At 67.2% G+C, this 18,252-nt stretch carries 15 protein-coding genes; 10 read left to right on the top strand and 5 right to left on the bottom strand.

Going from position 1 to position 18,252, the window contains the following annotated elements; all coding sequences use genetic code 11:
• Window positions 1-488 precede the first annotated feature (488 nt).
• The 4 genes from ACNQPB_RS13695 to ACNQPB_RS13680 all read left to right on the top strand — a co-directional run bounded on the left by ACNQPB_RS13695 (window position 489) and on the right by ACNQPB_RS13680 (window position 6,089).
• Window positions 489-773: an HU family DNA-binding protein gene (locus tag ACNQPB_RS13695; protein ID WP_498752544.1), complete on the top strand. Its 285-nt coding sequence runs from the start codon at window positions 489-491 to the stop codon at window positions 771-773.
• 129 nt (window positions 774-902) lie between these two features.
• Window positions 903-3,095 carry a bifunctional copper resistance protein CopD/cytochrome c oxidase assembly protein gene (locus ACNQPB_RS13690; protein WP_498752542.1) on the top strand — a complete coding sequence of 731 codons (2,193 nt, stop codon included), beginning with the start codon at window positions 903-905 and terminating at the stop codon, window positions 3,093-3,095.
• A complete protein-coding gene (locus ACNQPB_RS13685; RefSeq protein WP_498752540.1) occupies window positions 3,095-5,086 on the top strand; it encodes an NHL domain-containing thioredoxin family protein in 1,992 nt (663 codons plus the stop codon). Before ACNQPB_RS13690 ends, ACNQPB_RS13685 begins: the two co-directional genes overlap by 1 nt.
• A gap of 574 nt (window positions 5,087-5,660) precedes the next feature.
• Complete coding sequence (locus tag ACNQPB_RS13680) at window positions 5,661-6,089, top strand: endonuclease domain-containing protein (RefSeq protein ID WP_498752538.1); 429 nt, start codon at window positions 5,661-5,663, stop codon at window positions 6,087-6,089.
• A gap of 93 nt (window positions 6,090-6,182) precedes the next feature.
• Here the strand turns inward: ACNQPB_RS13680 and ACNQPB_RS13675 are convergent, their stop codons facing one another.
• Together ACNQPB_RS13675 and ACNQPB_RS13670 are read right to left on the bottom strand one after the other, a co-directional pair.
• Window positions 6,183-7,127 (bottom strand): hypothetical protein, encoded by a 945-nt coding sequence (locus tag ACNQPB_RS13675; RefSeq protein WP_498752552.1) that lies wholly within the window; start codon window positions 7,125-7,127, stop codon window positions 6,183-6,185.
• Window positions 7,128-7,491: 364 nt separating this feature from the next.
• Window positions 7,492-9,195, bottom strand: coding sequence for a helicase HerA-like domain-containing protein (locus tag ACNQPB_RS13670; protein WP_498752536.1), 1,704 nt, complete (start codon window positions 9,193-9,195; stop codon window positions 7,492-7,494).
• Window positions 9,196-9,288: 93 nt separating this feature from the next.
• Here ACNQPB_RS13670 and ACNQPB_RS13665 point away from each other — a divergent pair, with 93 nt between their 5' ends.
• On the top strand, window positions 9,289-10,068 hold the full coding sequence (locus ACNQPB_RS13665) for a sugar phosphate isomerase/epimerase family protein (RefSeq protein WP_498752534.1): 780 nt from the start codon (window positions 9,289-9,291) through the stop codon (window positions 10,066-10,068).
• A 73-nt stretch (window positions 10,069-10,141) separates the two neighbouring features.
• On the opposite strand, the gene ACNQPB_RS13660 is transcribed toward ACNQPB_RS13665, so the two are convergent.
• Window positions 10,142-11,194 carry a LacI family DNA-binding transcriptional regulator gene (locus ACNQPB_RS13660; protein WP_498752532.1) on the bottom strand — a complete coding sequence of 351 codons (1,053 nt, stop codon included), beginning with the start codon at window positions 11,192-11,194 and terminating at the stop codon, window positions 10,142-10,144.
• Window positions 11,195-11,349: 155 nt separating this feature from the next.
• Between ACNQPB_RS13660 and ACNQPB_RS13655 the strand changes: the two genes are divergently transcribed.
• The 4 genes from ACNQPB_RS13655 (at window position 11,350) to ACNQPB_RS13640 (ending at window position 15,211) form a co-directional block, all read left to right on the top strand.
• Complete coding sequence (locus tag ACNQPB_RS13655) at window positions 11,350-12,519, top strand: Gfo/Idh/MocA family protein (RefSeq protein WP_498752530.1); 1,170 nt, start codon at window positions 11,350-11,352, stop codon at window positions 12,517-12,519.
• Window positions 12,519-13,733: a dihydrodipicolinate synthase family protein gene (locus ACNQPB_RS13650; protein ID WP_498752528.1), complete on the top strand. Its 1,215-nt coding sequence runs from the start codon at window positions 12,519-12,521 to the stop codon at window positions 13,731-13,733. The genes ACNQPB_RS13655 and ACNQPB_RS13650 overlap by 1 nt, the downstream gene beginning before the upstream one ends.
• Window positions 13,730-14,575, top strand: coding sequence for a sugar phosphate isomerase/epimerase family protein (locus ACNQPB_RS13645; RefSeq protein WP_498752527.1), 846 nt, complete (start codon window positions 13,730-13,732; stop codon window positions 14,573-14,575). The genes ACNQPB_RS13650 and ACNQPB_RS13645 overlap by 4 nt, the downstream gene beginning before the upstream one ends.
• A gap of 201 nt (window positions 14,576-14,776) precedes the next feature.
• A complete protein-coding gene (locus ACNQPB_RS13640; protein ID WP_498752525.1) occupies window positions 14,777-15,211 on the top strand; it encodes a CBU_0592 family membrane protein in 435 nt (144 codons plus the stop codon).
• 53 nt (window positions 15,212-15,264) lie between these two features.
• Here the strand turns inward: ACNQPB_RS13640 and ACNQPB_RS13635 are convergent, their stop codons facing one another.
• A complete protein-coding gene (locus ACNQPB_RS13635; RefSeq protein ID WP_498752524.1) occupies window positions 15,265-15,921 on the bottom strand; it encodes a DUF1254 domain-containing protein in 657 nt (218 codons plus the stop codon).
• Between the two features lies 1 nt (window position 15,922).
• A complete protein-coding gene (locus tag ACNQPB_RS13630; protein WP_498752523.1) occupies window positions 15,923-16,525 on the bottom strand; it encodes a DUF1214 domain-containing protein in 603 nt (200 codons plus the stop codon).
• 285 nt (window positions 16,526-16,810) lie between these two features.
• On the opposite strand from ACNQPB_RS13630, the gene ACNQPB_RS13625 reads away from it, so the two are divergent.
• On the top strand, window positions 16,811-18,247 hold the full coding sequence (locus tag ACNQPB_RS13625) for a glycoside hydrolase (protein ID WP_498752522.1): 1,437 nt from the start codon (window positions 16,811-16,813) through the stop codon (window positions 18,245-18,247).
• The last annotated feature ends 5 nt before the right edge of the window (window positions 18,248-18,252 follow it).

Below are 18,252 nucleotides of genomic sequence, written 5' to 3'. Positions count from 1 at the left end.
AAGACCCACAGCGCCGATGGTACTGCACCCGGGAGGGTGTGGGAGAGTAGGACACCGCCGGACAACCATTACAGGTCGAGGCCCCCGGAAGGAACCCCCAACAAGGGCTCCACCCGGGGGCCTCCCACATTTAAGCCGCCCGGTACCAAAGATGCCGGTACCAAAGATGCCGGCGGCAAACATGCCGGCAGTACCGGCAGCACCTCAGCACCTCAGCGCAGGCGGCACCGGCACCCACGCCGGCGCAGGCACCCGCGCCGGCCGCCCGGCGTCGGGCATTCCGGGAAGGTGGCATCCGGAAGGCTCGGCTGCCTGGTTCCGGTCCGGGAACCCCGCAAAAACCCCGGAAATCCCGTGAATTTGGTCAAAAAAGCGCGGAAACACGCGGAATTTGCTGGCAGTGTCGGTCCAAGCTGGTAAGTTTCGAACAGTGGCTCGTGCGTACTCCGCGCGTGAGCTCCAGACTCGTACAGTCCAGGAGGACAACAATGGCTAAGAACCGTAGCGAACTGGTTGCAGAGGTTGCTGGCAAGGCTGGCACCAGCCAGGCTGCCGTGAACGGCGTGCTCGACGCCCTCTTCGAGGTCTTCGAGGCTTCTGTCTCTGCCGGCGAGAAGATCACCATCCCGGGCTGGCTCGCCATCGAGCGCACCGACCGCGCTGCACGCACGGGCCGCAACCCGCAGACCGGCGAGACCATCCAGATTGCAGCAGGCCACAGCGTCAAGCTGACCGCCGGCTCCAAGCTGAAGGCAGCCGTCGCCAAGAAGTAGTCACTTCGGCGAACGCCTCGAAGGCGGCAGGCCACTGGCCTGCCGCCTTCTGCGCTTAACGCCAGCCGGGCGGCCTGCGGCCCCCACCCCCGATTCGCGGCCTTGGCGGCCTTGGCGGACAATGGATAGGTGCCCCAAGCAAGAACCTCCGCCACAGCCCCCCAGCCCGCTCCCAAGGCAGGGGCAGCTGCGGGGACGGCAAACGGGATAGGCCTGCTGTGGCAGCTGGCCGGCATCGCCGTTCTGCTGCTCGCCCTGGTCGGGGCACTTCTCTTCTCGGGCGCCGCAGGGTCCCGCCAGGTCTCCGATCCCGGGGCACTGGTCCGCTGGGGCCTGCCGATCAGCAAGGCGATCCACAACATCGCCCTGGCTACCGTGGTGGGCGGGCTGATCTTCGCCGTCGGAATCCTTCCGCGGAACCTTCCCGGATACCGCGGCAAGGACGCCGAGGCTCCGGAGCACCCGGCCTTCACGCGCGCGCTGGCCGTCGCGGCCGCCGCGGGCGCCGTCTGGACCCTCTCCGCCGTAGCGGTGCTGGTGCTCAGCTATGCGGACATCGCGGGGCAGGGCATCTCGGGCGACGCGGAGTTCACGCGTTCCCTTGTCTACTTCATGACCGACATCGATACCGGCAAGGCCTGGCTTGCGGTCACCATCATCGCTGCCGTGGTCACCACCATCCTCTTCGGCGTCCGCTCCCTTGCAGGGCTGGCCTGCACGCTGGTCCTGGCCCTGGGCGGCCTGGTGCCGACTGCACTGATCGGACACTCCTCAAGCTCGAGCGACCACGGCGGCGCCATCAACTCGCTCGGCCTGCACCTGGTGGGCGTCTCCACCTGGGTGGGCGGCATCATCATGCTCGCGGTGCTGTCGGGCATCCTGGGCGGCAAGACCCCCGGCAGCAAGACCTCCGGCGGCAAGGACGTCACCGATCAGACCCTCCGCCGCTTCTCCAGCCTGGCAGGTTTCGCCTTCTTCCTGGTCTTCGCATCCGGCGTCGTCAACGCGAGCATCCGGGTCACCAGCTTCGAGGAGCTCACCGGCTCCGCCTACGGGCAGCTGATCCTGGCCAAGGCCTTCGCCACGCTGGTGCTGGGCGGCATCGGCTTCATGCACCGCCGCTGGGTCATTCCGCAGCTTGGCCGGCGGGGGATGTCCGTCCGGCGGGTGCTCTGGCAGCTGGTCCTCGTCGAACTGCTCGTGATGGGCGCGACGTCGGGACTCGCCGTCGCGCTGGGCCGCTCCGCACCGCCGGCGCCGACCACGTACGCCCCCGACGCGTCGCCGTCGTTCATCCTGTCCGGCTATGAACTGCCTCCGGAACTGAAGCCCGAACGGATGTTCAGCGAATGGCGTTTCGACTGGATCTGGGTGGCCGTGGTGTTGTTCGCGGCGGTGGCCTACCTGCTGGGCGTGGCCAAACTGCGCCGCCGGGGCGACTCCTGGCCCTGGCTGCGGACGGTCGTGTGGCTCGTGGGCCTGGCGGCGCTGACCTACATCACCTCCGGGCCCCTGGCGGTTTACGGCATGGTGCTCTTCTCCGTGCACATGGTGGACCACATGGCCCTGACCATGGTGGCGCCCCTGTTCCTGGTGCTCGGTTCGCCAGTGACCCTGGCCCTGCGTGCACTGCCGGTGCGTCCTGAAGGCAGCCGGGGCGACGGCTCCCGGGGCCTGCGCGAGTGGCTGCTGGTGTTCGTGCACTCGAAGTTCTCGCAGCTCGTGACCCACCCGCTGTTCGCCGCTGCCAACTTCGCCGGTTCAATCGTCCTGTTCTACTACTCGGACGCCTTCGGCTGGGCCATGCGCGAACACGTGGGCCACGAACTGATGAACCTGCACTTCCTGCTCACCGGGTACATCTTCGTGCTGACCATGATCGGCACGGATCCGCTGCCGCGGCGCGCACCGTATCCGATGCGGCTGCTGCTGCTCCTGGCCACCATGGGCTTCCACGCGTTCTTCGGTGTTTCCATCATGGGTGGCACGGGCCTGCTTGCCGCCGACTACTTCGGCAACCTCGGCCGCACGTGGGGCGGTTCGGCGATCGCGGACCAGCAGGTGGGCGGCGCCGTGGCGTGGGGCATCGGTGAGGTTCCGACCCTCCTGGTGGCGATCGGCGTCGCGGTCATGTGGTCCCGGTCCGATGAACGCGAGACCCGGCGGACGGACCGCGCGGCCGAGCGGAATAACGACGCCGAACTGAACGCTTACAACGACATGTTTGCACGGCTCGCGGACCGCGATGCCAAACTTGCACAAGCCGAAGGTGAACGGCCTGCGAAACAGGCCGACCCCGACACAAAGCTGGAAGGACGCTGATGAGCGAAACCGTACGCACCCAACTTCGGGTCAGGGCCTCCGAACTGGTGGGCCGCGGCTGGCTCAACACCGGTGGCAAGAACCTGAACCTGGAAGCCCTGCGCGGCAAGATCGTGCTCCTGGACTTCTGGACGTTCTGCTGCATCAACTGCCTCCACGTATTGGATGAGCTGCGCCCGCTTGAAGAGAAGTACTCGGACGTGCTGGTGACCGTGGGCGTGCACTCGCCCAAGTTCGAGCACGAGGCCGACCCCGAGGCCCTCGCCGCGGCCGTGGAGCGCTACGAAATCCACCACCCCGTGCTGGACGACCCGGAGCTCGCCACCTGGAAGGCGTACACGGCCCGTGCGTGGCCCACCCTGGTGGTCGTGGACCCCGAGGGCTACATCGTGGCGCACCTGTCCGGTGAAGGGCATTCCGGCGGCCTCGCCGTCCTCCTCGAGGAACTCGTGGCCGAGCACGAGGCCAAGGGCACCCTGCACCGCGGCGACGGACCCTACGTGGCTCCCGTTCCGACGTCGGGCACCCTGCGCTTCCCGGGCAAGGCCACGGCGCTGGAGAACGGCAACTACCTGGTGGTCGACTCCGGCCACCACCGGCTGGTGGAACTGCGCCCGGACCTTGAGACCGTGGAGCGCGTGATCGGCTCCGGCACCAAGGGGTACCTGGACGGCCAGGCCGAGCTTGCGCAGTTCAACGAGCCGCAGGGCGTGGCCGTGCTGCCCGCCGAGCTCGCCTGGAAGCTCGGGTACGACGCCGTGGTGGCCGACACCGTGAACCACCGCCTCCGCGGCGTCACCCTCAGCTCCGGCTACGTGCAGACCGTGGCCGGCAACGGCATCCAGCGCCTGCTCGACGCCGGCCCCGCCCGGGTCACGGCCACCGGTGCCGCCGAATGGGCTTCTGCCGCGCACCAGACTCCTGCCCACCACGACGGTCCCGCCGATTTCGCCGGTGACGCCGTGGACGTGGGCGTGCTGGGCCTGGGCATCGGGGTTTCGCTGTCCTCGCCGTGGGACGTGGTGTGGAGCGACAAGCTGCAGCGCGTGGTCATTGCCATGGCCGGCACGCACCAGATCTTCGCCTTCGAACCTGTTTCCGGTGAGGTTTCCATCCTGGCCGGCTCGGGCCTGGAAGGCCTCCTGGACGGTCCCGCCGAGGAAGCCTGGTTCGCCCAGCCGTCGGGCCTGTCCATCGACGCCGCCGGGGACATCTGGGTGGCCGACTCAGAAACCTCCGCCCTGCGCCGGCTGGTGCTTGGCACGGGCTCCGTGACGGTGGAATCCGTGGTCGGCAAGGGCCTGTTCGACTTCGGCTTCCGTGACGGCGAGGCCGCCGAGGCCCGCCTGCAGCACCCGCTCGGCGTCACAGTCCTTCCCGACGGTTCCGTGGCCATCGCCGACACCTACAACGGTGCCGTGCGCCGTTACGACCCCGCGGCGAAGTCCGTGTCCACCCTGGCGCGCGGCCTCGCCGAGCCGAGCGACGTCGTCGTGGTCCATCCCGACGGCGGTGAGCCGCTCCTGGTGGTGGTGGAGTCCAACAAGCACCAGCTGGTCCTGGTCCCGATCCCCAAGGAAGCCCAGCAGGTGGATGAGGGCGCCTCGCAGACCCAGCGGCCCAAGAGCCCCGTGGCTCCCGGCAACCTCGAACTCACGGTGCGCTTCACCGCCCCCACCGGTCAGAAGCTGGACGACCGCTGGGGCGATCCCACGCAGCTGAAGATCTCCTCCACCCCGCCGGAACTGCTCGTGTCCGGCGGCGGCACCTCCGTGGGCCTGCTGCGCACGCTGGAGCTGTCCTCCGAAGTGGCCGAGGGCATCCTGCACATCGCGGCGCGCGCCGCGGCCTGCGACGGCCCCGAGACCGAGGACGGCGAGATCCCGGACCATGCCGCCTGCCACCTGTACCAGCAGGACTGGGGCATCCCGGTGGTCTTGCAGGCCGACGGCGACAGCGAACTGGTGCTGGATCTGCGCGGAATGGACTGATCGGCTCCGTTTGACTGAAGTGGCCCGGTTCTTGCCCCTTGGAGGGCGGGAACCGGGCCATTTCTTTAGTGCCGGGGCTCAAGAACCGGGCTGCTCCAGTCACACGTGGTTATCCACATGGAGGAGTTTCCTTTTAGCAGGCGGCTCCTCTTGGAACCACAGTTGAGAAATGGAGCTGACCGAAATTCTCAGGGGCGCCGGCGGTGTGGCGCCGACCAGCCTGCTCATCGCCAATGGGGTCGGCGACCCGGTCATCAGGACAGCGGTGCGGAGGCAACGGATCGTGCGCTTGGAACGTGGGTTACTGGCCCTTCCCGGGGCCGATCCTGAGTTTGTTGCCGCGAGACGTTCGCGGGCGCTCCTCACGTGCGTCTCCGCCTGCAAGCGCTACGGCCTATGGATGCTTCACGAACCCGCAAGGCCGCACTATTGGCTTGCGAACGGAAGACGGACTGGCAATTTCGTCAGCCACCGTTCCGCGCTCGTGCAGCGGCCATTGCAAGAGCCGGTTGCCGCGCTCCCGGACGTCCTTCTTCACAGCCTCTTGTGCCTTCCGCCTCTCGAATCCTTGGTGATGGTGGAAAGTGCCGTCATCCGCGGCGATATTGAAGTATCGTGGCTGCTCCGCCACCTAAGGGGAAACCGCTGCGGGAAAGCCCGTGACGTGCTCGCCAAGGTGGAGCGTGGTGCTGACTCCCTTCTCGAAACCTTGGCCCGGGTGCTCTTCCGGGACGCCGGCATCCGCGTGGAAACCCAGGTATGGATCGATGGAATCGGCCGGGTGGACTTCCTGTTGGAGGGCTTTCTCATCGTGGAACTGGACGGGCTGGCTTTCCATCTGGATTCCCGGCAGTTCAAGAAGGACCGAAGAAGGGACAACGCCGCAGTCCGGCAAGGGCTGCTCGTGCTCCGGTACTTCTACGACGACGTCGTGCACGCGCCCGGCGCCCTGCTCAATGAGGTGCGCGAAGTACTGCGGACGGGGTCGCTTCGTCGGAGATAACTGAAGTGGCCCCAATTTCGCGGTGGCCTCCCCGGAATTTCCGGACTTGGCACGGCAGGAGGCCCAAAAGCAGGGCCACTTCAGCCGCAAGGCTCAGTAGCTCACCTGTGGGACCACCGCGATGCTGTCCTCGCTGATGTCCAGGCGGGTGGTGAAGCTGAAGTCCTGGACCTGGTTGAGCGTGGTGACCTGGCCCGTGAAGAGGTCGATCTGTTTCGCCGTCACCCGGGCCTTGCCGTTGAGCGGGGCCACCGCCCACCCGCCGTCGAACGGTTCGATGCTGACCTTCGGGTATTCGGTGATCTCCCATTTGATGGTGCCCGGCTCGATGGGGCTGTTGGTCACATGGTAGAAGGGGCAGTCCGGCTGCAGGCGCTGCGCCTTGGTGGCTTCCACGGCACAGCCGTCCAGGTACTGCTTGATCTTCGATGCCACGGCCTGGTTAAGGCTGTCCGTTGTGCGGGTCAGCAGGTTCAGCGGCGTCTGGCCGGAATCATTGCTGGTTACCGCGGTACGGACAGGGATGGCGGTGAAGAATTCCTTGCTGAGGCTGGCCTCGTACTGGCCCGGGTAGAGCACTGCGAAGGTGTTGCGGCCGTCGGGCAGGTTCACCGGAACTCCGTTGAGGTTCGCTTCGCTTGCGTTCACCGCCGTGACCTCGATGGTGGGCAGGGACGAGGGCACAAATTCCCAGTGGCCAAAGAACAGCCACTCCGTGCCCGTGCGCTGCAACAGGAACTCGGTGTGCAGCTGGTTGCCGTCGATCGTGTAGTCGACCGGCACCATCACCTGTTTCGCGCCGCGGGATTCGGGAGTGCCGATCTTGATATCCGAGAGCTTGGAGGACGCGGTCTGCAGGGCCGTGCCATCCAGCATGGCAGCGTTTCCGCCCGGAACGGAGGCCTTTAGCAGCCCGAGTGCCGCGCCGCCGTCGCCCCGTTTCAAGGCCGACAAATAGTCGCGGACCGGCTGCTGCGGGCTGGCCACCGAGTTGCTGACGAGGTTGATTGCAACGATGCATGCGGCGACAGCAAGCATCAGACCGAGCAGCCATCCGGCTGCGGTCTTTACGAAGGCTTGGCTGAGCTGCACGTCCCTTACGTTACCTGCCGAGGCGCCGATACCCGGGAAACGCTGTGGGTGCGCGGTCCGGGAAAGCCGGAAACAGAAGCGCCCGACGGCGGCAGCTGCCGTGCGCTGTGCGCCCCCGTTTTGCGCTGCGACAGGGGAGAACGGCAGCCGGCGGAGCCGGCAGCAGCGGGCCGTCCCGCGCGGAAATCCGGCCGCTTAATATGAAGCGGCCTGCGGCGGCACGGGGGACAGTCCGGCGCAGCCGCAGCCCGGGCCGGTGCGTCTCCTCAGCGCCTCCGGTCCGTCACCTCAGCGCCTCCGGCCTGTGCTCTCAGCGCCTCCGGCGTGAGGAGTTCCCGAAGATGCCCCGCATGAGTTCCCGGCCGAGCTGGGTCCCGAGGGAGCGCGCCATGCTCTTCAGGCCGCCGCCAAGCGCACCGCCGAGGGCACCGGCCAGCTCGCCGAACTGGCCGCCGTCGCTCTGTGTCCCGGATTGCGTGGTGCCCGGGACAGGCGCGGGGGCCGGCGGGAAGTCCATCGGGGGAGCCTGCGGGGCCGGGCGGCTGCTGGGGCGGCCCAGGATTTCCTCCTCGATACGGCGGGCCTCGGCGTCGATGACATTGGGATTGGTGCTGGCGGGAACCGGCGGCTGTCCGGGCGCGGCGTCCCCGGTGGGGGCCGCTGCATGGCCGCTCAGTTTCTCGTAGGCGGAGAGGTTGTCCACGGCGGTTCCGTATTTGACGAGCAATGACGACGACGCCACGGTGCTCCGGACGAGGTCCTCGGTGCTAGGGCCCATGAGCGATTCGGGGGCCCGCAGGCGGGTCAGTGCAACCGGGGTGGGAGCACCCCTTTCGTTCATCACCGTGATGACGGCCTCGCCGATTCCGGCGGAGGTGAGGGTTTCCTCGAGGTCATAGTCGCTCACGGGGAAGGTGGAGACCGTGGCCTTCAGGGCCTTGGCGTCCTCCGGGGTGAAGGCGCGCAGGGCGTGCTGGATCCGGTTGGCCAGCTGGCCCAGGACGTCGGCCGGAACGTCCTTGGGGGTCTGCGTGACGAAGAAGATGCCCACGCCCTTGGACCGGATGAGCCGGACCGTGGTGGTGATGGCTTCGAGGAAGGCCTTGGACGCACCGTTGAAGAGCAGGTGGGCCTCGTCCAGGAAGAAGACGAGCTTGGGCTTGTCGAGGTCGCCTGCCTCGGGGAGGTCCTCGAACAGGTCCGCGAGCAGCCACATCAGGAAGGTGGAGAACAGCATCGGCTTGGTTTGCAGCGTGGGGAGCTCCAGGCAGCTGATGACGCCGCGGCCATCCGGGGCCGTGCGCAGGAGTTCGGCGGTATCGAACTCCGGTTCGCCGAAGAACTTTTCCAGGCCCTGCGCCTCCAAGCCCACCAGTTCGCGCAGGATGACGCCCGCGGTCGCCTTGGACAGTCCGCCCAGGTTCTCGAGTTCGGCCTTGCCTTCGTCCGAGGTGAGGAACTGGATGACGGCGCGCAGGTCCTTGAGGTCGATCAGTTCAAGGTTCTTCTGGTCCGCGAAATGGAAGATGAGCTGCAGGCTGGATTCCTGGGTGTCGTTGAGCTCCATGATCCGGGACAGCAGGATGGGGCCGAAGGACGTGACCGTGGCCCGGACCGGGATGCCGCTGCCGTCCCCGCCGAGGGCCAGGAACTCCACGGGGAAGTTCTTGCCCGACCACTCCTGGCCCAGGCTCGCGGTACGCGCCGTGAGCTTTTCGCTGCCGCTCGCCGCGGTGGCCAGGCCGGAGAGATCGCCCTTGATGTCCGCGAGGAACACGGGCACCCCGGCGGTGGAGAGTTGCTCCGCGATCATGTGCAGCGTGACCGTCTTGCCGGTGCCTGTTGCGCCGGCCACGAGTCCGTGACGGTTCATCATGGACAGCGGCAGCCGGACCTGTGCCTCCTTGTGGACTTCGCCGTCCACAATGGCTGCTCCGAGCTCGATGGTGGCGCCGTCAAGGGTGTAGCCCTGCTGGATGGTGGCGAGCTTCTCTTCCAAGGTTTTGTTGGCCATGCGGACAGCTTAGCGGCGGGATTGCTTGGAAAGCGCATTCCAACTAACGTGGAACAGACTCCCGACGACGCCTGACTGACTGCGAGATGAGCCATGGTCCCTGATGCCCGAAACGGCGCCCCGAACGGCACCTTGAGCCCGGGCCTGTGCTCGGTGACCCTCCGTTCGCACAGCGTGGAGGAGGTGGTGACCCTCGCCGCCGGGTCCGGACTGGCCGGCATCGAATGGGGCAGCGACGTCCACGTCCCGGATGCCGCGGCGGCCGCCCGCGCCAAGAGGGCATGCGCCGACGCCGGGCTCCGGGTCTTCTCCCTCGGCTCCTACTACCGTGCCGGCACCTTCGGCGACTTCGAGCCCACCCTGGCGCTCGCCGCCGGCATCGGAGCCCCGCGCGTGCGCATCTGGGCGGGAAGCCTGGAACCGCACGAGGCCGACGCCGGCACCTGGGATGCGGTGGTGGAGGACACCCGGCGGATCGCCGCGCCCGCCGCCGGCCAGGGCATCGAACTCGCCTTCGAGTTCCACAACCACTCGCTGACCAGCACCGTCGAAGGAACCCTGGAACTGCTGGACCGTGTGGCCCGGCCGAACGTCGGCACCTACTGGCAGCCCGCCGTCGGGGTTTCCGATGGCGAGGCGCTGGGCAACCTGCGGAGCCTGCTCGGGCAGCTGATGGGCATCCACTGCTTCTCCTGGTGGCCGCAGGCCGAACGGCTTCCCCTCGACGGACGCGAGGGGCTGTGGCTCGAGGCGCTCGGAGTCGCGCGCAGCAGCGGCCGGGACCTCGATGTGATGCTCGAATTCGTCGCGGACGACCGTCCGGAGCAGCTGCTGCGCGATGCCGCGACGCTGCGGCGTTGGCTCACCTTGTGAGGCCCGGTCTACGTGCTTAGGCCGCCTCAAAGGACGTAGAGCGGGCCTCGCAACGCAGGTGCGTGGCCCGGCGTTAGGCGCGTTCCGTACTCCGGCGCAGGCGCACCGTGCCGGTTATCTCGGTACCGGTTATCGCGGAGCCTGCGCCGCCGTCGGCCAGGGCGCCGAGCGTCACCTGCCGCCCGATGTCCTCCAGGGGCAGGCCCACCGTGGACAGTTCGGGGCGGAAATCCCGCAGCCATTCGATGTCGTCGAAGCCGGCGACGGATGCGTCCTCAGGAACCGATAGTCCGTGCTCGCGCAGCGCCGCGACAATCCCGATCGCCATGACGTCGTTGCCAGCGAAGATGCACAGCCGCTCGCTGCGGTCCGCGAGCCGCGCCGCGAGCTGCGTGCCGGCGTCGAAACCTCCGTTGCGGCTGAAAGCGGTGTGCAGCACCTCCGCTGCCGGACGCCCGGCGCCCGCGAGGCCGTCCTGGAAGCCGCGGACGCGTTCATCGGAGGTGGCCAGGCCGTCCGGGCCGGCCACGATCGCGAACGTCCCCTCGTGCGCGGCGGCAAGTTCCGCCGCGAGCTCGCGGGCAAGTCCCTCGTTCGGCACCGGCAGCGTCCGGTAGCCGGCCGCCTCCGGCAGGCCGATGATTCCCTGCCCGACGACGCCGAGCCGGCCGCCGTTGCGGCAGTAGCGTTCGAGTTCGGCGGCGAGTTCGCCGTTGGCGGTGGAGTCCTCCGCGCGGTGTGAGCGGGAACCGGCGATCACGATCGCGTCCGCCCGCCGGGCGGCGAACGCGGCGGCGGCCTCCTTCTCCCCGGCAGGCGTGCCGTCCGTGGTGGCCAGCAGGACCATGCGCCGCTCCTGGCGTGCTGCGGCCTGGACGCCCCGGGCAATTGCGGAGAAGTAGGGGTCGGCGATGTCGTGGACGATCAGCCCGATGAGGCCGGTGCTCGACTTTGCCAGGGCCTGGGCCTGGGCGTTGGCCACATAGCCGAGGGATTCGGCGGCCTGGCGCACCCGCTCGGCGATGCCCGCCCCGGGTGTCCGCGCCGAACCGTTGAGGACCCGCGAAGCGGTGGCGGGGGAAACGCCTGCGAGCTTTGCCACTTCGGCCAGGGTGCTTGCGGCCACGGGGTTCCTTTCCTCGGGGGATCTCTGGGGATCTCCGCCCATTATGGCAGTTTTGGAGAAAACCTCGGAAAGCGCTTGCCAAGGCCGGCCGCCACATGCACACTGGAGCAAGTGGGAATGCGCTTTCCAGTAAGCCCGAGAACTTTGGAGGACACATGGGTTTCGAAACAAGGACCATCCGGATCGCGATGAACGGCATCACCGGCCGCATGGGCTACCGCCAGCACCTGCTGCGCTCGATCCTGCCGATCCGCGACGCCGGAGGCTTCACCCTGGAGGACGGGACCCGCATCCAGGTGGAGCCGATCCTGGTGGGCCGCAACGAGGCCAAGATCCGCGAACTGGCCGAGAAGCACAAGATTGCCGAATGGACCACGGACCTCGACTCCGTCATCAACGACCCCAGCATCGACATCATCTTCGACGCCTCCATGACCAGCCTGCGCGCCGCCACCCTGAAGAAGGCGATGCAGGCCGGCAAGCACATCTTCACCGAGAAGCCCACCGCGGAAACCCTTGAAGAAGCCGTGGAACTGGCGCGGATCGGCAAGGAAGCCGGGGTCACCGCCGGGGTCGTGCATGACAAGCTCTACCTGCCCGGCCTCGTGAAGCTGCGTCGCCTGGTGGACGAGGGCTTCTTCGGCCGCATCCTCTCGATCCGCGGCGAATTCGGTTACTGGGTCTTCGAAGGCGACGTGCAGGCGGCCCAGCGCCCGTCCTGGAACTACCGCAAGGAAGACGGCGGCGGAATGACCACGGACATGTTCTGCCACTGGAACTACGTCCTGGAAGGCATCATCGGCTCCGTCAAGTCCGTCACTGCAAGGACCGCCACCCACATCCCGGTCCGCTGGGACGAAACCGGCAAGGAATACCAGGCCACGGCGGACGATGCCTCCTACGGCATCTTCGAGCTCGAGACCCCGGGCGGCGACGCCGTCGTCGGCCAGATCAACTCCTCGTGGGCCGTGCGCGTCTACCGCGACGAACTGGTCGAGTTCCAGGTGGACGGCACGCACGGTTCCGCCGTCGCCGGACTGAACAAGTGCGTCGCGCAGCAGCGCGCCCACACGCCCAAACCGGTCTGGAACCCGGACCTGCCCGTCACCGAATCCTTCCGCAGCCAGTGGCAGGACGTCCCGGCCAACGCCGAACTGGACAACGGCTTCAAGCTGCAGTGGGAGGAATTCCTGCGGGATGTCGTCGCCGGCCGCGAGCACCGCTTCGGGCTGCTCTCCGCCGCCCGCGGCGTGCAGCTGGCCGAACTCGGCCTGCAGTCCTCCGCCGAACGCCGCACCGTCGACATCCCGGAGATCGTGCTCTGATGACCTCACTGATCCTTCCCGACGCCGACGGCGGCACCCGCCGCTACACGGTGCAGCCGGCCACCGCCTGGGCCACGCCGTCCGCGCCCCTGGCGTCCCGGCACGCCTACGCCGCGGCGCACGTGATCCCCGAAGCCACCGCGGACAACACCCCCGGCGCCCCGGCCCGGCTCGACTGGGACGCCACCCTGGCGTTCCGCCACGAGCTCTGGTCCTACGGGCTGGGCGTGGCCGACGTCATGGACACCGCCCAGCGCGGCATGGGCCTGGACTGGGCTGCCACCCAGCAGCTCATCAAGCGGTCCGGAGCCGAGGCGGCCTCGCTTGTTTCCGCCGGTGGAGCCGCCGTTTCTGGCAAGTCCGTCCGGGACCTCATCGCTTGCGGAGCAGGCACGGACCAGTTGGAGCTCGATTCCGTTCCGTCCGGCCCAGCCGGCATCGAGGCCGTGCTCGAGGCGTACCGCGAGCAAATCGCCACCGTCAGCGAAGCCGGACCCAAGGTGATCCTCATGGCCTCACGCGCCCTCGCCAAGGTGGCGGAGGGGCCCGAAGACTACCTGCACGTCTACTCCACGCTGCTGCAGGAAGTTACCGACCCCGTGATCCTGCACTGGCTGGGCACCATGTTCGATCCTGCGCTGGCCGGGTACTGGGGTTCGGACGACGTCGCGCAGGCCACCGAAACCTTCCTCAGCCTCATCCGGGACCACACAGACAAGGTGGACGGCGTGAAGGTCTCGCTCCTGGACGCCGCCCACGAGGTCGCCCTGCGCGCCCAGCTGCCGGCCGGCGTCAGGCTCTACACCGGCGACGACTTCAACTATCCGGAACTGATCGACGGCGACGGCACCCACCACTCGGACGCGCTGCTGGGCATCTTCGCGGCCATCTATCCGGCCGCTTCGGTTGCCCTGCAGAAGTACGACGCCGGCGAGCCCGCGGACGCCCGCGCCATCCTGGACTCCACCCGCGAGCTCGGCAAGCACATCTTCAGCGCGCCGACGTTCTACTACAAGACCGGCATCGCCTTCATGTCCTGGCTCAACGGCAAGCAGGCAGGCTTTCAGATGGTGGGCGGCCTGCACTCCGGCCGTTCCGTGGTCCACCTGGCCCGCACCTTCGAACTGGCGGACCAGGCCGGGCTGCTCCGGGACCCGGCCCTCGCCGCGCTCCGGATGTCCGACTTCCTGCGGATCAACGGGGTGGGCGCATGAGTTTCCCTGATCTTTCACGGCTGTCACTGAACACGGCCACCACCAAGAAGTGGACCCTCGCCGAGGCCGTGGACGGCTGTGTCCGTGCCGGCATCCCGGCGATCGGGCCGTGGCGGGACCGTGTGCACGAGGCCGGACTGGACAAGGCCGCCAGGCTCATCAGGGACGCCGGGCTGCGGGTCTCGTCGCTGTGCCGCGGCGGTTTCCTCACCGCGGCCGACGCCGATGGGCAGGCGGCCGCGCTCGCCGACAACCGCGACGCCGTCCTCGAAGCGGTGGCGCTGGACACACGCGAACTGTTCCTCGTCGTCGGCGGCCTCGCCCCAGGCGAGAAGGACGTGGTGGCGGCCCGGCAGCGCGTGGCGGACCGGCTGGAAGACCTGGTGCCGTTCGCCGCCGGGCACGGCGTGCGGCTGGTCCTCGAACCGCTGCACCCGATGTACGCCGCGGACCGGGCGCTGATCTCCACGCTTGGGCAGGCCCTGGACCTCGCGGCGCCGTACTCTCCGGACGCCGTCGGCGTGGCCGTGGACACCTTCCATGTGTGGTGGGACCCGGAGCTGAAGGCACAGATCGAACGGGCCGGGCGCGAGCAGCGGATCGCCTCGTACCAGGTGTGCGATTTCAACCTTCCGATCGCCGCGGACGCGCTGCTGTCCCGCGGCATGATGGGCGACGGCGTGATCGACTTCGCGACGATCGGCGCCTGGGTGCGGGATGCCGGATATACGGGCGACATCGAGGTGGAAATCTTCAACCAGGACATCTGGGACGCCGACGGAGACGCCGTTCTCGCGACCATGAAGGAGCGTTACGCGGAGCTGGTTCTGCCGCACTCCTGAGCACCTCCGGACGTGCCCCAGCGGCTTGCGGCACCCCTGTGATTAATTCCTCTTTGCCCCCGCTTGACGTGGGTAGAGGGAGCCCTCAGCATTGATCGTAGCGTTCATCTTTCGAACGTTTCTTATCGGGTGTCGCACTTCCGTTCTTGGGGAAGTGGTGTCGGGCAAGGGAGCTGATCCCGCGCCGGAATGGAAAGCAAAATGGGACTGTGGTTGGACATCGCAGGTTGGGGCGGAGCTGTTGCGATCCTGGCTTCCTACCTCTCCGTTTCCATGGGCTGGCTGCGGGCCGGCCGTCGTTTCCAAGCCGCGAATCTGGTTGGCTCCGTCGCCTTCATCATCAACGGTTCCTACTACGGAGCATGGCCCTCGGTGGTGACCAACGTTGCCTGGTTCGTGATCTCGGCGGTTGCGCTGGTCCGGATGCAGCGCGCTGCCTCGCGGGCAGCGGCCGTCCAAGTCCCCGAGGCCGTGTCGCCGGCCGCCCCGCCTGTGGCCCCCGCGCCGGCGCCGGCGCCGGCGCACCCGGTGCCGGTGGTGACTGCGTCGATTCCCTTGGTGCCGCAGCCGGCAGCATGCTACGCCTCGCCGGTGACCGCGTCGGTGCCTTTGGTGGCGCTGGCCGCCGAGGGCTGAGTCCTTCCCCGGGGCGGTCCTCCCTGCGCACCCTCAGGGTCCGCCGTCGGCAACTACTGGTTGAGCGGCGCGAGCCGTATCTGCTGCGCAAGCGCGTAGGCGGTCGGATGATCGCTTTCGCTCGCAACGAATACACGGCCGATGACGAGCACGGAATTGCTCGGCGAAGAAATCTGCGTCATGCCGCTGGGGACGGTTCCCTTCCATCCGGGTCCGCTGAGAACATAGCGGCCGGCTTTGGTTCCCGTTGTACGTTTTCCGACGTAGGCGAAATTGGCGCTGTTCGACGGATCAATGAACTGCACGCTGTAGTACCGGCCGGCCATGTCCGGTACGCGCAGGACCTGCGGCCCGTTCCTTAGCTCGAGCCAGCCGGCCACATAGAGCACGTCGTCGGTTCCGGTTCCCATGAGGCTCCTGTTCGACGCCGACGGGGAGGACGTGCCGGGCTCGGCATACAGGGTGTTGGCGGGGATCGGTCCGCCGCCGAAACCGTGCCTGACGATTGCCCTCTTGTAGCCGCCGACGGTGAGGCGGGGCCAAAAGTATATGAAAGCCGGCGCGCCGAGCGCCCAGACGATAGCCGCCGTCACCGCGAGCGGAATGATCTCGCTCCATCCGCGGGATATCCGCTGGTAGACGACCCACGCGAAAACCAACAGTATGACGGCCGTAATCGGATATCCGTATTTCAAAATGAGCCGGTTCATGTCACTGCGCCCTGACTACTGGCGGCACGCGGTAGGTGCCATTGAGAATTGCTTCGCCGGGCAAGTAGGCGCGGAGCATCAACTTGAATCTCCCGGTGGGAGTCGGAAGCCAGTTCTGTTCGTGCCCGGCCGGAACCTTCTGCTGGAGATAAATGTCGATTGAGCCGTCGGCATTCTTTGCCGGATTCGAACGATCGTCAAAGCTGGAGCGGTTAATCGGATTGGCCATCATGTACCCGACGACGTCGGTCATGGTCAGCGACCAGAAGGCACCGTTCGGGGGGAGTTGTCCGGGCGGAAAATGCAGGACGTATTCATGCCGGCCGGTGAGCGTTTGCCCCGAGCCATCCGTCGTCGTCGTCCAATACGCGGCCTCCTCGAACACGTTGACGACGGGAAGGGCTTTGGCGCAGGCGGCCCTCACGAGGATCCCGTTGCCGGGCTGACCGCATTGGCGGATGGAGGCCCAGCCGTTGACGGTGGTCGTTATCGCCCGGCGTACGGCGGCCATGACAAGGGTTGCTGTTAGAAACGCCAGTGTGGCGCCGATAATCGCGCCCTGGACGACGCCGGATTGTGAGATCCACGCAAGGAAACCTGCCATGACCGGACGCTAGCACTGTTGCGGTTGGCACAGAATGGCCTCGGGACCCCGAGCAACAGGGCTGTCTGCTGTGGCAGCGGCCGACCGGAACGGTATCGGCCGAGTTGGTGGTGGCTTGCCTGGCAACCCGGGCCGATGCACCACCTCCATGTGGTGCGTCGGCCCCGAACGGGCGCGGTCTTGGCGTGTGGCCGAAAAAAGTGTGCTTAAGCGCTTGATCAAATCAGTGCAGCGGGGCTATCTTGGTCTTGATCAAGCGCTTAAGCAGATGGGACATCAACGCTGATGACTAACATGGCCTTCTTCCAGCCCCACGATGCATGGGTTGGTGATGTGATCCCTTACCAGAAGGACGGGGAGTTCTGGCTTTTCTATCTGCACGAGATCCGGGATACCCCAAAGCCGGGGACTTCCTGGAACCTCGTGACGACCAAGGACCTGGTGCGTTTCGAAAACCACGGGACCTCGCTGTACCACGGCGGACCGGAGGACGCGGACTTCAACGCCTACACGGGCAGTGTGGTCGCTGACCCCTCCGGCACTCTCCACCTGTTTTACACCGGACAGAACCCGAAGCACCTCGGAGCGGACGGACTTCCCCTGCAACTGGTCATGCACGCCACGAGCGCCGACGGCATGAAGACCTGGATGAAGCACCCGGAACTGACCTTCGGGGCCCCGGAAGGCTACGAATCCGCGGACTGGCGCGACCCCTTTGTCTTCTACGACGAGGAACGGGCGAAATGGAGGATGCTCCTCGCGGCCCGGCACAGCGAAGGCCCCGAACGACGCCGCGGACTGATTGCCCAGTGCGTTTCCAGCGACCTGACGGAGTGGGAATACGCCGAGCCTTTCTGGGATCCGCGCCGCTACGTGACCCACGAATGCCCCGATGTCTTCGCCTGGGGGGACTGGTGGTACCTGGTCTATTCCGAGTTCTCCGAGACGTTCACCACGAGGTACCGGATGGCCAAGAGCCCGGACGGGCCCTGGACCGTGCCCCCGCAGGACAGCGTGGACGGGCGGGCGTTCTACGCTTCCAAGTCCGCCGAACGAGACGGCCGGCGCTTCTTCTTCGGCTGGATCGCCAGCAAGGAAGGCAACCGCGACGACGGCGCCTGGCAGTGGGCGGGCACCATGTCGGTCCTGGAGGCGCGCCAGAACCCGGACGGAACGCTCGCGTTCGGCCTTGCCGATGAGCTGGTCGAGAGCTATTGGGATGACGTTCCGCTCAGCTTCGGGCTACCGTTCCCGATGGACCTGCAGCTGCCGGACGGATACGCAGCCCTGGTATCCGAGGAAGACATGCCTCGCAGCTTTTACGCCAAGGCTGTCCTGCAGATCGACGCCGGAACCACCGAATGCGGGCTGCTCCTCCGCTCCAGCCCCGACGGCGACCACGGCTACATCCTCCGGCTTGAGCCAAAGCGCAACCGCCTGGTCTTCGACCGCTGGCCCCGCAAGGCTACCGGCGGCATGCAATGGCAGGTTTCCGGTGACGTTCCCTTCGAGATCGAACTGGAACGCCCCTGCGACCTCCCGCCGGGGGACCACACCATCGAGGTCGTTGTGAGCGAGGACATCTGCGTCGCTGCCGTTGACCGGCAGGTCGCCCTAAGCACCCGGCTCTACGACCGGCCTGCCGGGCGGATCGGAGTCTTCGCCGGCGAGGGCTCCGTGACCATCACCGATCTTCAAGTACGCAAACAGACCGATAACTGAATATC

It is taken from the genome of Curtobacterium sp. LFS079 (assembly GCF_047977865.1).
GTDB lineage: Bacteria > Actinomycetota > Actinomycetes > Actinomycetales > Micrococcaceae > Arthrobacter.
The sequence above is the reverse complement of the archived record's forward strand: the minus strand, read 5'-3'. Positions and strand labels throughout refer to the sequence as shown.

Bases quoted from the DNA above. Each gene is read 5' to 3' on its own strand.
- ACNQPB_RS13695 (WP_498752544.1), top strand. From the start codon at position 489: ATGGCTAAGAACCGTAGCGAACTGGTTGCAGAGGTTGCTGGCAAGGCT.
- ACNQPB_RS13685 (WP_498752540.1), top strand. From the start codon at position 3,095: ATGAGCGAAACCGTACGCACCCAACTTCGGGTCAGGGCCTCCGAACTG.
- ACNQPB_RS13680 (WP_498752538.1), top strand. From the start codon at position 5,661: ATGGTGGAAAGTGCCGTCATCCGCGGCGATATTGAAGTATCGTGGCTG.
- ACNQPB_RS13675 (WP_498752552.1), bottom strand. From the start codon at position 7,127: ATGCTTGCTGTCGCCGCATGCATCGTTGCAATCAACCTCGTCAGCAAC.
- ACNQPB_RS13670 (WP_498752536.1), bottom strand. From the start codon at position 9,195: ATGGCCAACAAAACCTTGGAAGAGAAGCTCGCCACCATCCAGCAGGGC.
- ACNQPB_RS13665 (WP_498752534.1), top strand. From the start codon at position 9,289: ATGGTCCCTGATGCCCGAAACGGCGCCCCGAACGGCACCTTGAGCCCG.
- ACNQPB_RS13655 (WP_498752530.1), top strand. From the start codon at position 11,350: ATGGGTTTCGAAACAAGGACCATCCGGATCGCGATGAACGGCATCACC.
- ACNQPB_RS13650 (WP_498752528.1), top strand. From the start codon at position 12,519: ATGACCTCACTGATCCTTCCCGACGCCGACGGCGGCACCCGCCGCTAC.
- ACNQPB_RS13645 (WP_498752527.1), top strand. From the start codon at position 13,730: ATGAGTTTCCCTGATCTTTCACGGCTGTCACTGAACACGGCCACCACC.
- ACNQPB_RS13640 (WP_498752525.1), top strand. From the start codon at position 14,777: ATGGGACTGTGGTTGGACATCGCAGGTTGGGGCGGAGCTGTTGCGATC.
- ACNQPB_RS13635 (WP_498752524.1), bottom strand. From the start codon at position 15,921: ATGAACCGGCTCATTTTGAAATACGGATATCCGATTACGGCCGTCATA.
- ACNQPB_RS13630 (WP_498752523.1), bottom strand. From the start codon at position 16,525: ATGGCAGGTTTCCTTGCGTGGATCTCACAATCCGGCGTCGTCCAGGGC.
- ACNQPB_RS13625 (WP_498752522.1), top strand. From the start codon at position 16,811: ATGACTAACATGGCCTTCTTCCAGCCCCACGATGCATGGGTTGGTGAT.